The following is a 14,844-nucleotide window of genomic DNA, read 5'->3' on the forward strand; positions in this document are numbered from 1 at the left end:
GATTTTTCTCCTGTAATTTTCCTGGCTTACTTGCTGCTAGCCATTGCGGGGGCGCTATCAGCAGTACGAATTTTTTGGAACAGCAAAAAGGTAAAGACGATCACCATGGCAAGCGCCGCCATGCCCATCAGCCACATATTGCGGTAGGCTTCTGCCGCGGGCAGGGTGTCTTGCCAGTGGCCGATAATTGGGTAAACGAAGACATCCGGCAGAAATCCAATCACCGAACAAATACCTACCGTGGTGCCCATAATGTAAGACGGTGTTCTCGCTTCGCCGGGGCAGGCCCAGTACAGCCCGCGGGAGGCGTAGCAGGTGAATCCCAGTAGTAAAATCAGGCCAATCCCCATCGCGACCGATTGCGGGTTAGAGTTCGTGACGAGCAGGGCAGTTAACGCCAGCAAGCCGAGTACGGAAAGGATTTGGATCACGCGGGTAGGGGATTTCACTTTGCTGTAGGTGGTGATAATGCCACCAAGTGGGCCGCACAGCGCGCGGAAGATTTTGTTGATCACAATCCCCATGTAGCTCGCCGCCACCAGCGACATGCCGTACATTTCGGTCAGATAGTTGGTGGAGTAACTCAGAATGGCGTAGATGGTGAAGACACCAAAAATCACCATGCTGCAATACCAGGTGGTGCTGATGCGCAAAACGGCCACGATGTCGCTAAGCTGGAATGACTGTTTTTCTTCGTTATTGGTATTGCGCAGGTTGTTGTTATCGCTAACAAAAAACCAACACAAAATGCCCAGCAGAATGTAAACCACACTATAGATAATAATGACCGTTTTCAGGCTGGCGCTGTCATCCGGTGCAAAGCGAGAAAAGACCCACATAGTAAACACTGCCAGCGACATTACACCGACACCGCGCAACCCTTCCATCCAGCCCATAATTTTCCCCTGCTCGCTATGATCGCCAAGCAACGAGGCGGCTTTAATCGACACCGACCACAGCATTAAAATCGTCGTTATTGCAAACGCGACCTGAATACAGAGCATTACCCACAGCGGTGGATAAGTTGCCATTAACAGACCCAGCAATCCGGTAATGACCATTGCAGAAGTAATCATTTTGCGGTGTGAAAATTTATCGGCAATAACGCCGCTGGGGGCATAAAGAATAATAGCCGCAATACCAAAGGTACTCATTATTAAACCTATCTCGGTATTGCTGAATCCCATAAATTTCGCCATGGGAATTTGATAAATATAACGTAAATAAGCCAGGTCAAAACTAACGCCGCCGCTAAAACTAATTATCGCGAGGGTTATCCAACGGCGATATGAGTTGTGTTGCATATCGTATTCCCATTTGTAATAGACAAAAAAAAGAGAAAAGTAAGCCGCACTTTCAGGTGGATTACTTTTCTCAGGTCTCTAGTAATTGCAATAAGAAATAACATGGAAAGCAGGGGTGTTGTGTGAGAGTAGTCACGCTTCTGCTTTTTAAAATTATTTGATAATACGAATATCACACTGTGATTACGATCACATTAGCGCTTATGCCCTTATGCTAAAAATTATCTCCAGTTACCAGAGATAATGAGAAAGGTAACTTCCCTCTCGCGGGGGAAGTTACCTTTCTTTTTTTTTGCCTTACGGAAATTGGAGCTAACTATGTCAATCGAATCTCTCAATGCGTTCTCAATGGATTTTTTCTCCCTGAAAGGTAAAACCGCAATTGTTACCGGTGGGAATAGCGGTTTAGGCCAGGCATTTGCCATGGCACTGGCCAAAGCAGGCGCAAATATCTTTATTCCTAGTTTCGTTAAAGATAATGGAGAAACAAAGGAAATGATTGAAAAACAGGGGGTTGAGGTGGGCTTCATGCAGGTGGATATCACCGCAGAAGGCGCGCCGCAGAAGATAATTGCCGCCTGTTGTGAACGTTTCGGCACCGTCGATATTCTGGTTAACAATGCCGGTATATGTAAGCTGAATAAGGTGCTGGATTTCGGTCGTGCCGACTGGGACCCGATGATTGACGTGAACCTGACCGCCGCATTCGAGTTAAGCTACGAAGCGGCAAAAATTATGATCCCGCAGAAAAGCGGTAAAATCATTAATATCTGTTCACTGTTTTCCTACTTAGGTGGTCAATGGTCTCCTGCTTATTCTGCCACTAAACACGCCCTTGCCGGATTTACCAAAGCCTATTGTGATGAATTAGGTCAATATAATATTCAGGTAAATGGTATTGCCCCAGGATATTACGCTACCGATATCACCCTGGCGACACGCAGTAATCCAGAAACCAATCAGCGCGTTCTTGATCATATTCCAGCAAACCGTTGGGGCGATACTCAGGATTTAATGGGCGCAGCCATATTTCTCGCAAGTCCGGCATCGAATTATGTCAACGGGCATTTATTAGTGGTTGATGGCGGTTATTTAGTGCGCTAATCCATAACGGTGGTTTCTGATTTCTTTTATTAATGACTATTCCATTTTTATTATCAGGAAGGAATTACTATGGCTTTATCTCGCGCAGCGATTGTCGACCAGCTAAAGGAAATTGTTGGTGCAGATCGCGTAATTACCGATGAAACGGTATTGAAGAAAAACAGTATTGATCGTTTTCGTAAATTTCCGGATATTCATGGTATTTATACTTTGCCTATTCCGGCAGCGGTCGTAAAACTCGGTTCCACAGAGCAAGTGTCCCGTGTGCTGAATTTTATGAATGCACACAAAATTAACGGTGTGCCGCGTACCGGGGCTTCCGCTACCGAAGGTGGACTGGAAACCGTTGTGGAAAACTCGGTAGTGCTTGATGGCTCTGCAATGAATCAAATCATTAATATTGATATAGAGAATATGCAGGCGACGGCGCAATGTGGCGTTCCGCTGGAAGTGCTGGAAAACGCGTTGCGTGAAAAAGGTTACACCACGGGGCACTCTCCGCAGTCAAAACCGTTGGCGCAGATGGGTGGACTGGTGGCGACCCGTAGTATCGGGCAGTTCTCCACACTCTACGGCGCAATCGAGGATATGGTCGTTGGCCTGGAAGCAGTACTGGCAGATGGCACCGTGACACGCATTAAAAACGTGCCACGTCGTGCGGCGGGCCCGGACATTCGTCACATCATCATCGGCAACGAAGGTGCATTGTGCTATATCACAGAAATAACAGTGAAAATCTTTAAATTCACTCCCGAAAACAACCTCTTTTATGGCTATATCCTGGAAGACATGAAGACCGGCTTCAACATCCTGCGTGAAATCATGGTGGAAGGATATCGTCCGTCGATCGCTCGTTTGTATGACGCTGAAGATGGCACCCAACACTTCACCCATTTTGCCGACGGAAAATGCGTGCTGATCTTTATGGCTGAAGGTAACCCTCGCATTGCGAAGGCGACGGGCGAAGGGATTGCTGAAATCGTGGCACGTTACCCGCAATGCCAGCGCGTGGACAGCAAGCTGATCGAAACCTGGTTTAACAACCTGAACTGGGGACCGGATAAAGTGGCTGCCGAACGTGTACAGATCCTCAAAACCGGCAACATGGGCTTTACCACCGAAGTGTCCGGCTGCTGGAGTTGCATACACGAAATCTACGAAAGCGTTATTAACCGTATTCGTACCGAGTTCGCGCACGCCGACGACATCACCATGCTGGGCGGTCACTCCTCTCATAGCTATCAGAACGGCACCAACATGTACTTCGTCTACGACTACAACGTCGTTGACTGTAAGCCGGAAGAGGAAATCGACAAATACCACAATCCGCTCAACAAAATCATCTGCGAAGAAACCATTCGCCTCGGCGGTTCGATGGTACACCATCACGGTATCGGTAAACATCGTGTTCACTGGAGCAAACTGGAACACGGCAGCGCGTGGGCGTTGCTGGAAGGGCTGAAAAAGCAGTTCGATCCTAACGGCATTATGAATACGGGTACTATCTATCCGATTGAAAAATAATGTGTCAGGCAGCGTTTCGCGATGACGGGGCGTTGTCTTTTCGGCTTCTCAACCGGGAAGCCGTTCTTATTACCGGACAATGAAGGGGTAAAGATGAACACTTCACCGGTGCGAATGGATGATTTACCGCTTAACCGTTTTCACTGTCGAATTGCTGCGCTGACTTTCGGCGCACACCTGACCGACGGTTATGTTCTCGGCGTCATTGGTTACGCCATAATTCAGCTTACTCCAGCCATGCAACTGACGCCGTTTATGGCGGGAATGATTGGCGGCTCGGCGCTACTTGGCCTGTTTATCGGCAGCCTGGTTTTGGGGTGGATCTCCGACCATATCGGGCGGCAAAAAATCTTCACCTTCAGCTTTATGCTGATTACGCTCGCCTCGTTCCTGCAATTTTTTGCCACCACGCCAGAGCATCTTATTGGACTGCGCATTTTGATCGGCATTGGTCTGGGAGGCGACTATTCAGTAGGTCACACCTTGCTGGCTGAATTTTCCCCGCGCCGCCATCGCGGTATTTTGCTGGGCGCTTTCAGCGTGGTGTGGACCGTAGGCTATGTGTTGGCAAGCCTTGCCGGACATCTCTTTATTAGCGAAAGCCCCGAAGCCTGGCGATGGTTACTTGCATCGGCGGCATTTCCTGCCCTGTTGATTACGTTGTTACGTTGGGGAACGCCAGAATCGCCACGCTGGCTACTGCGCCAGGGGCGTTTTGCAGAAGCTCACGCTATCGTGCATCGCTATTTTGGTCCCCATGTTTTACTGGGCGATGAAGTGGCAACGGCGACCCATAAACACATCAAAACCTTGTTCTCTTCGCGCTACTGGCGGCGCACGGCGTTTAACAGCGTCTTCTTTGTCTGCCTCGTAATCCCATGGTTTGTGATTTATACCTGGCTGCCAACTATCGCCCAGACTATTGGACTGGAAGATGCGCTGACTGCCAGCCTGATGCTTAATGCGTTGTTAATTGTGGGCGCGCTGCTGGGATTATTTCTGACGCACCTGCTGGCACATCGCAAATTTTTACTTGGAAGTTTTTTGCTGCTGGCGGCAACGCTGGTAGTGATGGCCTGTTTGCCTTCTGGCAGTTCATTAACGCTGCTGCTTTTTGTTCTCTTCAGCACCACCATTTCGGCAGTCAGTAATCTGGTGGGCATTTTGCCTGCGGAAAGTTTTCCTACTGACATTCGCTCGCTGGGCGTCGGTTTTGCCACCGCCATGAGTCGGTTGGGCGCGGCGGTAAGTACTGGCCTGCTGCCGTGGGTCCTGGCACAGTGGGGAATGCAAGTCACCTTATTGCTCCTGGCGACGGTGTTGTTGGTTGGTTTTGTTGTGACCTGGCTATGGGCGCCAGAAACCAAAGCACTCCCGCTGGTGGCGGCGGGAAATGTAGGAGGTGCGAATGAACATTCTGTTAGCGTTTAAAGCCGAACCGGATGCCGGAATGCTGGCGGAAAAAGAGTGGCAGGTGGCGGCTCAGGGTAATTGCGGACCGGATGTTTCGCTGCTGCGAAGTTTACTCGGTGCTGATGAACAGGCCGCTGCCGCGCTTCTGTTAGCGCAGAGAAAAAACGGTACGCCGATGTCTTTAATCGCGTTGAGCATGGGGGATGAACGGGCGTTGCACTGGCTGCGCTATCTCATGGCTCTTGGGTTTGAGGAAGCTGTATTGCTGGAGACGGCGGCAGATCTGCGCTTTGCGCCGGAATTTGTCGCTCGCCATATTGCCGAATGGCAGCGCCAGAATCCGCTGGATCTGATCATTACCGGCTGCCAGAGCAGCGAAGGGCAGAACGGGCAAACGCCATTTTTGCTGGCGGAAATGCTGACCTGGCCCTGTTTTACCCAGGTGGAGCGTTTTACTCTCGACGCACCGTTTATCTCGCTCGAACAGCGTACTGAACATGGATTACGCTGTTGTCGGGTTCGCTTGCCTGCGGTGATTGCCGTGCGCCAGTGTGGCGAGGTGGCCTTGCCAGTACCGGGAATGCGCCAGCGAATGGCTGCGGGGAAAGCTGAAATTATCCGCAAAACTGTTACTGCTGAATCGTCAGCGATGCAGTGCCGGCAACTGGAAAGGCCAGAGCAACGACGCGGTGCAACGCTTCTTGATGGGCAAACGGTAGCAGAAAAAGCGCAAAAGCTATGGCAGGACTATTTACGCCAAAGGATGCAGCCATGAATATCGCCATTGTGACAATAAATCAGGAGAATGCCGCAATAGCGGGCTGGCTGGCGGAGCAGGATTTCAGCGGCAGCACATTAACGCACTGGCAAATCGAGCCGCAGCCGATGGTCGCGGAACAGGTGCTGGATGCGCTGGTAGAACAGTGGCAGCGAACGCCTGTGGACGTTGTTCTCTTTCCGCCGGGAACGTTTGGTGATGAACTGTCGACACGGCTGGCCTGGCGTTTACATGGTGCAAGCATTTGCCAGGTGACTTCATTAGATATTCCAACCGTAAACGTACGCAAATCCCACTGGGGAAATGCGCTAACGGCGACGCTGCAAACAGAAAAACGCCCGCTATGCCTCTCCCTGGCGCGTCAGGCGGGAGCAGATAAAAACGCCTCGTTGCCCTCTGGTAAGCAGCAACTGAACATTGTCCCAGATGCGCCTCCCGACTGGCTGGTTAGCATAGAAAACCTGAAAAATGCTACCCGCGACCCATTAGCTGAGGCCAGACGGGTGCTGGTGGTGGGGCAGGGCGGAGAGGCAGATAACCAGGAAATCGCTATGCTGGCAGAAAAGCTGGGAGCCGAAGTGGGCTACAGTCGGGCACGAGTGATGAACGGTGGCGTTGATGCTGAAAAAGTGATTGGTATTTCAGGACATCTGCTGGCACCTGAGGTGTGTATTGTTGTTGGTGCTTCCGGCGCAGCAGCGTTAATGGCGGGCGTCCGCAATAGCAAGTTTGTGGTGGCGATTAATCATGACGCCAGCGCGGCGGTATTTTCACAGGCAGATGTTGGCGTGGTTGATGACTGGAAAGCGGTGCTGGAGGCACTGGTGACAACCATTCACGCAGATTGCCAATAACGTGCTGCCGGATGATCCTGTCTACGGTTCTGGGCTGGTGACTTGTAGGCCTGATAAGACGCGTCAAGCATCGTATCAGGCGCTGAATGCCGGATTTGGCATGTGGCCTACAAATCACACAAATTCAATTCGTTACGATTATCTCGTCAAAGCAATTTTTTCGCTAACGTCCAGACCCCGGTATTCGTGGTAGAAAGCGCCACTACACCGGCGTTAATCGCATTACGCGCATCTTCTTCATCGCACACCAGCCCGCCAGCAATCAGCGGCTGGTGGATTTTCTCCGTTACCCAGCCCAGCACTTTAGGCATACAGCCTGGCAGAATTTCAATACAATCAGGATTCGATTGCGCAACCTGCTTATCAATGTTGTGAAAAGAAATCGAGTCGACAATAAACAAGCGATGAATACAGAAAAAGCCTTCCGCTCTCGCCGCTTTTAGCATTGACGCTTTGGTACTGATAATGCCGTCCGCCTCGGTCACCAGTTTCAGAAACTGAATTACTACTTCTTTATTTGACGCGCCTTCCAGCAAATCGACATGAATAAAGGCATATTTCCCGGCACTTTTAATCTTTTTGACGATATGACTGATGGTGCAGATATTGCCGTACAACACGGAAATAAACCGGCATTCAGAGTCGATTGCCAGTTGCAGGCTGGCATTGTCTTTAACGGCAGCAATCACCGGATTCTGGCGGAGCAGGTGTAAGAGGGGCATAAATTATCCTTATTATTTATCCAAAGCGGTAGGTGATGCCGAATCCGGAAGGCGGATAGCGCCACTGTTGTAGCGTTTTTTCATCGCACAGCAAACGGCAGGTGCCGCACTCCAGACAATTACGATAATCAACGTGCAAATCACCTTCCGGTGTGAGCAAAAAAAGACCAGCCGGACAAGCGTTAATCAACCGTTCTGCCGTCTGGCGCTCAACGGAGTCAGCCGGAACAATATGTGGCGCATCAGCAGCGCGCCAGAGATTACGGGCTACAGACATCGAATACTCCTGACAACATCGCCCGCCAGATGCCACAGGCCATGACGACGTAAATGACGCCAGAGCAACTGGCGCAGCGGCGGAACAGGTTTATCACCTTGATCCCATAAATCACGGGAAATATCCTGCATTAACGCAGGCCACGCCCGATACCAGCCAGGGCGTTGCAAAAGCGCCGGAACATGCTGATAACGCTGTAGAACATCCCACAACAGGCTGCGCTCTACATTGTGATGATAAAGCGGAAACAGATTTTGCGGCTCGCGGTGCTGGCAGGCGGTTATCAGCGTTTGTGCCGCCGCCTGTGCGCCAGCCAGCGCCATATCCATGCCGCGCACGGAAATTCCGGTATTGACGCAACTGCGCAACGTATCGCCCACCAGCAGCCAGCCGTTACCGGCGTATTGCACCGGCATACTGTGCAAGCCACCTTCTGGCACCAGATGCGCACCATACTCCAGTGATTCCGTGTTTTTGATAAGCGGGCGCACTGCCGGATGCGTTTTAAAGCGAGCCAGCAGCTCGCTTGCCGGAACACGACTTTGCGTAAGTGAAGAGAGCGGGCAAACAATCCCTAACGAGAGCGTTTGTTGATTAGTATAAAGAAATGCGCCGCCGGGTAAGTCATCACAGATTCCGCCGCTGAATAACAACGCTGCGCCTTCGTTATTCTCCAGATGAAAACGTTCTTCAATAGCGGATGTTTCCAGTGACAGAACTTCTTTAATCCCCAACGCCATCACTTCGCCAGCAGGACGAGTCACTAACCCGTGACGCTCAGACAAGACGCTGTTGGCACCTTCTGCCAGCACCACATAACGGGCGCGGAGAATATCGTCACCACAAATAACGCCGCAAACTCTGCCTTTTTCTTCATACAGTGCATCCACCGTCGTACCGGGGATGCATTCGACACCTTCTTTTTCGGCTTCGGCAACCAGCCACGGATCGAATCGCGCACGTAATACACTCCAGGATTCACCGCCGGGCTGTAAGCTGGAAAACGTCGTTGCGCCATCTGGCGTTAACAGAGAAAGACTTTCGTGAGTGATGCGTCGTTCAAGAGGCGCGGTCAGGTGAAACTGAGGGAGGAGTTCCGCGAGCGCATGGGTGTATAAACGCCCGCCGGAAAGGTTTTTACTGCCGGGAATTTCAGCGCGTTCCAGTAACAGAACGGATAAACCTGCCCGCGCGCAGCGTAAAGCACAAGCGGTGCCTGCTATACCCGCACCAATAATAATAATGTCGCAGTCGTCTTCCATGTCATGCCCCAGATATCCAGAGCGCAACACCCTAACATAGCGTTACTTAAGGGAAATTGACCGCCGACACACTCTTATCATTCGCCGCGATAGATGCAACCTGCGGTGCAGGTTTCTTTCACCATAACCGCACTTAACAGCGGAACAACCGGTTTAACCTGATCCCAAATCCATTTTGCTAAAACCTCGCTGGTCGGGTTTTCCAGACCTGGAATATCATTGAGATAATGGTGATCGAGGCGCTCATAAGTTGGCTTAAACGCTGCTTTCAGTTCAGCGAAATCGATAATCCAGCCCGTATGCGGATCGACTTCCCCGGTAATTTCCAGTCGCACCATAAAGGAATGCCCGTGCAGGCGACCACATTTATGTCCTTCCGGGACGTGTGGTAAGCGGTGAGCGGCTTCGAAGGTGAAATCTTTAAATAACGTGGTGGACATCATAATTTCTCTACAGGACGATAAAACCGCCGTAGAGTACCGGAAAGGCTGTTTTTTCGCATTATCTAAAACGACTTTGTTGCGCAAAATCGCTGATTTATCTTAATGATTGGCTAAATTCATTTGTTTTTCATTGGGTTGATTAATCTATTTTGTTGTTAAAGACTATTGCTAAAACAGGTTAGTCGATTTGGTTATTAGTTATCGCTATCCCGTCTTTAATCCACACCGTTCACCCCGTTAACCTTACCTTCTCTTCTGTTTTATGGGCGCTGACAGGGCGCAGAAACAGCTTTGCTTACTGGAACATAACGACGCATGACGACACAGGTCCCACCTTCCGCGTTGCTTCCGTTGAACCCGGAGCAACTGGCACGCCTTCAGGCGGCCACGACCGATTTAACTCCCACCCAGCTTGCCTGGGTTTCTGGCTATTTCTGGGGCGTGCTCAATCAGCAGCCTGCTGCGCTTGCAGCGACGCCAGCGCCCGCCGCAGAAATGCCGGGTATAACTATTATCTCCGCTTCGCAAACCGGCAATGCGCGCCGGGTTGCTGAAGCATTACGCGATGATTTATTAGCGGCAAAACTGAACGTTAAGCTGATGAACGCGGGCGACTATAAATTCAAACAAATCGCCAGCGAAAAACTGCTCATCGTGGTGACGTCAACGCAAGGTGAAGGGGAACCGCCGGAAGAGGCCGTCGCGCTGCATAAGTTCCTGTTCTCCAAAAAAGCGCCGAAGCTGGAAAACACCGCGTTTGCCGTGTTTAGTCTCGGCGATAGCTCTTATGAATTTTTCTGCCAGTCCGGGAAAGATTTTGACAGCAAGCTGGCGGAACTGGGCGGTGAACGCCTGCTCGACCGTGTCGATGCCGACGTTGAATACCAGGCTGCTGCCATCGAGTGGCGCGCCCGCGTGGTTGATGTTCTGAAGTCCCGTACGCCTGTCGCGGCACCTTCGCAATCCGTCGCTACTGGCGCGGTAAATGAAATCCACACCAGCCCGTACAGCAAAGACGCGCCGCTGGTGGCGAGCCTCTCTGTTAACCAGAAAATTACCGGGCGTAACTCTGAAAAAGACGTTCGCCATATCGAAATTGACTTAGGTGACTCGGGCCTGCGTTACCAGCCGGGTGACGCGCTGGGCGTCTGGTATCAGAACGATCCGGCACTGGTGAAAGAACTTGTCGAACTGCTGTGGCTGAAAGGCGATGAACCTGTCACCGTCGAGGGCAAAACGTTACCTCTGAACGAGGCCCTACAGTGGCACTTCGAACTGACCGTCAACACCGCCAACATCGTTGAGAACTACGCCACGCTTACCCGCAGTGAAACGCTGCTGCCGCTGGTGGGCGATAAAGCGAAGTTACAGCATTACGCCGCGACGACGCCGATTGTCGATATGGTGCGTTTCTCTCCGGCACAGCTTGACGCTGAAGCCCTCATTAACTTGCTGCGCCCGCTGACGCCGCGCCTGTATTCCATCGCCTCCTCGCAGGCGGAAGTCGAGAACGAAGTACACGTCACCGTTGGTGTCGTTCGTTATGACATTGAAGGCCGCGCCCGTGCCGGTGGTGCCTCTAGTTTCCTCGCGGATCGTGTGGAAGAAGAGGGCGAAGTCCGCGTCTTTATCGAACATAACGACAACTTCCGTCTGCCAGCCAACCCGGAAACGCCGGTGATTATGATTGGTCCAGGCACCGGCATCGCGCCGTTCCGCGCCTTTATGCAGCAACGTGCTGCTGACGAAGCGCCGGGTAAAAACTGGCTGTTCTTTGGCAACCCACACTTTACGGAAGATTTCCTCTACCAGGTGGAGTGGCAGCGCTACGTCAAAGAGGGCGTGCTGACACGTATTGATCTTGCCTGGTCGCGCGATCAAAAAGAAAAAGTTTACGTACAAGACAAACTGCGCGAACAGGGCGCAGAGCTGTGGCGCTGGATCAATGACGGTGCCCACATTTATGTCTGCGGCGACGCTAATCGCATGGCGAAAGACGTTGAACAGGCACTTCTGGAAGTGATTGCCGAATTTGGTGGCATGGACACCGAAGCGGCGGATGAATTTTTAAGTGAGCTGCGCGTAGAGCGCCGTTATCAGCGAGATGTCTACTAATGAACGAAAAACATCCAGGGCCTTTAGTGGTCGAAGGAAAACTGACAGACGCGGAGCGCATGAAGCTTGAGAGCAACTACCTGCGCGGGACCATTGCGGAAGATTTAAACGACGGTCTGACCGGCGGCTTTAAGGGCGACAACTTCCTGCTGATCCGTTTCCACGGTATGTATCAGCAGGATGACCGCGATATCCGCGCGGAACGTGCTGAACAGAAGCTGGAACCGCGTCATGCGATGCTGCTGCGCTGCCGTCTGCCGGGTGGGGTGATCACCACTAAACAGTGGCAGGCGATCGATAAATTTGCCGGTGAAAACACCATTTATGGCAGCATTCGCCTGACCAACCGCCAGACGTTCCAGTTCCACGGCATTCTGAAAAAGAACGTCAAACCGGTGCACCAGATGCTGCATTCGGTCGGTCTTGATGCGCTGGCGACCGCCAACGACATGAACCGTAATGTACTCTGCACCTCGAACCCATTTGAATCTCAGTTGCACGCGGAAGCGTATGAGTGGGCGAAGAAAATCTCTGAACATCTGCTGCCGCGTACCCGCGCCTACGCGGAGATCTGGCTCGATCAGGAGAAAGTCGCCACCACCGATGAAGAACCGATCCTCGGTCAGACCTACCTGCCGCGTAAATTCAAAACCACGGTAGTGATCCCACCGCAGAACGATATCGATCTGCACGCCAACGACATGAACTTTGTGGCGATCGCGGAAAACGGCAAGCTGGTGGGCTTCAACCTGCTGGTGGGCGGTGGGCTTTCTATCGAACACGGCAACAAGAAAACCTACGCCCGCACGGCGAGCGAGTTTGGCTATCTGCCACTGGAGCATACGCTGGCGGTGGCGGAAGCGGTCATTACCACTCAGCGTGACTGGGGTAATCGTACTGACCGTAAAAACGCCAAAACCAAATACACGCTGGAGCGCGTGGGGGTCGAGACGTTTAAAGCAGAAGTGGAACGTCGCGCGGGGATCAAGTTCGAACCGATCCGTCCGTATGAATTTACCGGGCGCGGCGATCGTATCGGCTGGGTAAAAGGGATCGACGACAAATGGCACTTGACGCTGTTTATCGAAAATGGCCGAATTCTTGATTATCCGGGACGTCCGCTGAAAACCGGCCTGCTGGAGATCGCAAAGATCCACAAAGGTGATTTCCGCATTACGGCGAACCAGAATCTGATCATCGCCGGTGTACCGGAAAGCGAGAAAGCGAAGATTGAGAAGATCGCCAAAGAGAGCGGATTGATGAATGCCGTCACGCCGCAGCGCGAAAACTCAATGGCCTGCGTGTCATTCCCGACTTGCCCGCTGGCGATGGCGGAAGCGGAGCGTTTCCTGCCGTCGTTTATCGATAACATCGATAATTTAATGGCGAAACATGGTGTCAGCGATGAGCACATCGTGATGCGTGTAACAGGCTGCCCGAACGGTTGTGGTCGCGCGATGCTGGCGGAAGTTGGCCTGGTGGGTAAAGCGCCGGGTCGCTACAACCTGCATCTTGGTGGCAACCGCATTGGGACACGTATCCCACGGATGCATAAAGAAAACATCACCGAGCCGGAAATCCTGGCGACGCTTGATGAACTGATAGGGCGCTGGGCGAAAGAACGTGAAGCGGGTGAAGGCTTCGGCGACTTTACGGTGCGTGCGGGCATAATTCGCCCGGTGCTCGATCCGGCGCGTGATTTGTGGGATTAACCATCAGTCCAGTCTTGTAGGCCTGATAAGACGCGTAAGCGTCGCATTAGGCAAGGCAAACAGTGAGGAATCTATGTCCAAACTCGATCTAAATGCCCTGAACGAACTGCCGAAGGTAGATCGCATTCTGGCGCTGGCGGAAACTAACGCCGAGCTTGAAAAACTGGATGCTGAAGGCCGCGTTGCCTGGGCGCTGGATAATCTGCCCGGTGAATATGTGCTTTCTTCCAGCTTCGGTATCCAGGCGGCGGTTAGCCTGCATCTGGTGAATCAGATTCGCCCGGATATTCCGGTGATCCTCACCGATACCGGTTATCTGTTTCCGGAAACCTACCGCTTTATTGACGAGTTAACGGACAAACTCAAGCTCAACCTGAAAGTGTACCGCGCTACCGAAAGCGCCGCCTGGCAGGAAGCACGCTACGGCAAACTGTGGGAACAGGGCGTTGAAGGCATTGAAAAGTACAACGATATCAACAAAGTCGAACCGATGAACCGGGCGCTGAAAGAACTAAACGCGCAAACGTGGTTTGCTGGCCTGCGCCGTGAACAATCCGGCAGCCGCGCTAATTTACCGGTGTTGGCAATTCAGCGTGGCGTATTTAAAGTGCTGCCGATTATCGACTGGGATAACCGAACTATTTATCAGTACCTGCAAAAACATGGCCTGAAATATCACCCATTATGGGACGAAGGATATTTATCGGTTGGTGATACCCATACAACTCGAAAATGGGAACCCGGTATGGCGGAAGAAGAAACGCGTTTCTTTGGCTTAAAAAGGGAATGTGGGCTGCACGAAGGGTAAATATTGCCGGATAAAATAAACGCCTCTGTCAGAAATGATGGGGGCGTTTTTATTTTGCGAGCAGCATTCCGGCATTTAAACTTGAATATAGCAAGGGAAATCAACAGTTATAGAATGGCGTCGGGTGCTTGAGGCTGTCTGGCGTTGAGCATTCGCGAGGTTCCAGATGGACAAAAGCCCCAGGCGATATTTCTATCAACCTGAGGCTCGCGTTCGAACGTAGCAATTCGGATGTTAGTCTCTTCTTTGCAGGGAGGCAAGACATGCTGACAAAATATGCCCTTGTGGCAATCATCGTACTGTGTTGTACAGTACTGGGATTCACGCTGATGGTAGGCGACTCGTTGTGTGAGTTGAGTATCAGAGAACGTGGTATGGAGTTTAAGGCAGTTCTCGCTTACGAACCGAAGAAGTAGCCACCACGCGGGGGTAAAACCCCGCGTATTGAATTGTGATGGTTTGGTCTCCTGCACCCTTTTTCATTTATATTGTTTTTGTGAATATTATGCCTGTGTTTATTATTTATAT

General features: G+C 51.6%; 14 protein-coding genes. 9 read left to right on the forward strand and 5 right to left on the reverse strand.

Annotated elements, in window-relative coordinates; all coding sequences use genetic code 11:
- Positions 1-26: 26 nt before the first annotated feature.
- Positions 27-1,304: an MFS transporter gene (locus tag AACU19_RS19440; protein ID WP_088542148.1), complete on the reverse strand. Its 1,278-nt coding sequence runs from the start codon at positions 1,302-1,304 to the stop codon at positions 27-29.
- 318 nt (positions 1,305-1,622) lie between these two features.
- Between AACU19_RS19440 and AACU19_RS19445 the strand changes: the two genes are divergently transcribed.
- From AACU19_RS19445 to AACU19_RS19465, 5 genes are all read left to right on the forward strand, one after another.
- On the forward strand, positions 1,623-2,408 hold the full coding sequence (locus tag AACU19_RS19445; protein ID WP_000021336.1) for an SDR family oxidoreductase: 786 nt from the start codon (positions 1,623-1,625) through the stop codon (positions 2,406-2,408).
- 69 nt (positions 2,409-2,477) lie between these two features.
- Positions 2,478-3,932, forward strand: coding sequence for an FAD-binding oxidoreductase (locus AACU19_RS19450; protein WP_105278396.1), 1,455 nt, complete (start codon positions 2,478-2,480; stop codon positions 3,930-3,932).
- A gap of 21 nt (positions 3,933-3,953) precedes the next feature.
- Positions 3,954-5,363, forward strand: a complete 1,410-nt coding sequence (locus AACU19_RS19455) for an MFS transporter (protein WP_198599079.1) — start codon at positions 3,954-3,956, stop codon at positions 5,361-5,363.
- Positions 5,341-6,120, forward strand: a complete 780-nt coding sequence (locus AACU19_RS19460) for an electron transfer flavoprotein subunit beta/FixA family protein (RefSeq protein ID WP_105278398.1) — start codon at positions 5,341-5,343, stop codon at positions 6,118-6,120. The genes AACU19_RS19455 and AACU19_RS19460 overlap by 23 nt, the downstream gene beginning before the upstream one ends.
- A complete protein-coding gene (locus tag AACU19_RS19465; RefSeq protein WP_105278399.1) occupies positions 6,117-6,977 on the forward strand; it encodes an electron transfer flavoprotein subunit alpha/FixB family protein in 861 nt (286 codons plus the stop codon). Before AACU19_RS19460 ends, AACU19_RS19465 begins: the two co-directional genes overlap by 4 nt.
- Positions 6,978-7,123: 146 nt before the next feature.
- On the opposite strand, the gene AACU19_RS19470 is transcribed toward AACU19_RS19465, so the two are convergent.
- The 4 genes from AACU19_RS19470 to queD form a co-directional block, all read right to left on the reverse strand.
- Positions 7,124-7,699: a glycerol-3-phosphate responsive antiterminator gene (locus AACU19_RS19470; protein ID WP_039021107.1), complete on the reverse strand. Its 576-nt coding sequence runs from the start codon at positions 7,697-7,699 to the stop codon at positions 7,124-7,126.
- 16 nt (positions 7,700-7,715) lie between these two features.
- Positions 7,716-7,976 carry a ferredoxin family protein gene (locus tag AACU19_RS19475; RefSeq protein WP_105278400.1) on the reverse strand — a complete coding sequence of 87 codons (261 nt, stop codon included), beginning with the start codon at positions 7,974-7,976 and terminating at the stop codon, positions 7,716-7,718.
- Positions 7,967-9,238: an FAD-dependent oxidoreductase gene (locus AACU19_RS19480; protein WP_105278401.1), complete on the reverse strand. Its 1,272-nt coding sequence runs from the start codon at positions 9,236-9,238 to the stop codon at positions 7,967-7,969. Before AACU19_RS19480 ends, AACU19_RS19475 begins: the two co-directional genes overlap by 10 nt.
- A gap of 77 nt (positions 9,239-9,315) precedes the next feature.
- Positions 9,316-9,678 carry a 6-carboxytetrahydropterin synthase QueD gene (gene queD / locus AACU19_RS19485; protein ID WP_000108294.1) on the reverse strand — a complete coding sequence of 121 codons (363 nt, stop codon included), beginning with the start codon at positions 9,676-9,678 and terminating at the stop codon, positions 9,316-9,318.
- 318 nt (positions 9,679-9,996) lie between these two features.
- On the opposite strand from queD, the gene cysJ reads away from it, so the two are divergent.
- The 4 genes from cysJ to AACU19_RS19505 all read left to right on the forward strand — a co-directional run bounded on the left by cysJ (position 9,997) and on the right by AACU19_RS19505 (position 14,732).
- A complete protein-coding gene (gene cysJ / locus AACU19_RS19490) occupies positions 9,997-11,796 on the forward strand; it encodes an NADPH-dependent assimilatory sulfite reductase flavoprotein subunit (RefSeq protein WP_105278402.1) in 1,800 nt (599 codons plus the stop codon).
- Positions 11,796-13,508 (forward strand): assimilatory sulfite reductase (NADPH) hemoprotein subunit, encoded by a 1,713-nt coding sequence (cysI, locus tag AACU19_RS19495; protein WP_105278403.1) that lies wholly within the window; start codon positions 11,796-11,798, stop codon positions 13,506-13,508. The genes cysJ and cysI overlap by 1 nt, the downstream gene beginning before the upstream one ends.
- 73 nt (positions 13,509-13,581) lie before the next feature.
- A complete protein-coding gene (gene cysH, locus AACU19_RS19500; protein WP_000039850.1) occupies positions 13,582-14,316 on the forward strand; it encodes a phosphoadenosine phosphosulfate reductase in 735 nt (244 codons plus the stop codon).
- Positions 14,317-14,579: 263 nt separating this feature from the next.
- On the forward strand, positions 14,580-14,732 hold the full coding sequence (locus AACU19_RS19505) for a Hok/Gef family protein (RefSeq protein ID WP_000956457.1): 153 nt from the start codon (positions 14,580-14,582) through the stop codon (positions 14,730-14,732).
- The last annotated feature ends 112 nt before the right edge of the window (positions 14,733-14,844 follow it).

Origin of the sequence: Escherichia sp. MOD1-EC4550, from assembly GCF_963876935.1 — a bacterium.
Taxonomy (GTDB): domain Bacteria; phylum Pseudomonadota; class Gammaproteobacteria; order Enterobacterales; family Enterobacteriaceae; genus Escherichia; species Escherichia coli_F.

What these genes read in the sequence shown, in the direction of transcription:
- AACU19_RS19480 (WP_105278401.1), bottom strand. Translation starts at nt 9,238, where the DNA reads ATGGAAGACGACTGCGACATTATTATTATTGGTGCGGGTATAGCAGGC.
- AACU19_RS19460 (WP_105278398.1), top strand. Translation starts at nt 5,341, where the DNA reads ATGAACATTCTGTTAGCGTTTAAAGCCGAACCGGATGCCGGAATGCTG.
- cysJ (WP_105278402.1), top strand. Translation starts at nt 9,997, where the DNA reads ATGACGACACAGGTCCCACCTTCCGCGTTGCTTCCGTTGAACCCGGAG.
- AACU19_RS19475 (WP_105278400.1), bottom strand. Translation starts at nt 7,976, where the DNA reads ATGTCTGTAGCCCGTAATCTCTGGCGCGCTGCTGATGCGCCACATATT.
- AACU19_RS19465 (WP_105278399.1), top strand. Translation starts at nt 6,117, where the DNA reads ATGAATATCGCCATTGTGACAATAAATCAGGAGAATGCCGCAATAGCG.
- AACU19_RS19445 (WP_000021336.1), top strand. Translation starts at nt 1,623, where the DNA reads ATGTCAATCGAATCTCTCAATGCGTTCTCAATGGATTTTTTCTCCCTG.
- queD (WP_000108294.1), bottom strand. Translation starts at nt 9,678, where the DNA reads ATGTCCACCACGTTATTTAAAGATTTCACCTTCGAAGCCGCTCACCGC.
- AACU19_RS19505 (WP_000956457.1), top strand. Translation starts at nt 14,580, where the DNA reads ATGCTGACAAAATATGCCCTTGTGGCAATCATCGTACTGTGTTGTACA.
- AACU19_RS19450 (WP_105278396.1), top strand. Translation starts at nt 2,478, where the DNA reads ATGGCTTTATCTCGCGCAGCGATTGTCGACCAGCTAAAGGAAATTGTT.
- AACU19_RS19455 (WP_198599079.1), top strand. Translation starts at nt 3,954, where the DNA reads ATGACGGGGCGTTGTCTTTTCGGCTTCTCAACCGGGAAGCCGTTCTTA.
- AACU19_RS19440 (WP_088542148.1), bottom strand. Translation starts at nt 1,304, where the DNA reads ATGCAACACAACTCATATCGCCGTTGGATAACCCTCGCGATAATTAGT.
- AACU19_RS19470 (WP_039021107.1), bottom strand. Translation starts at nt 7,699, where the DNA reads ATGCCCCTCTTACACCTGCTCCGCCAGAATCCGGTGATTGCTGCCGTT.
- cysH (WP_000039850.1), top strand. Translation starts at nt 13,582, where the DNA reads ATGTCCAAACTCGATCTAAATGCCCTGAACGAACTGCCGAAGGTAGAT.
- cysI (WP_105278403.1), top strand. Translation starts at nt 11,796, where the DNA reads ATGAACGAAAAACATCCAGGGCCTTTAGTGGTCGAAGGAAAACTGACA.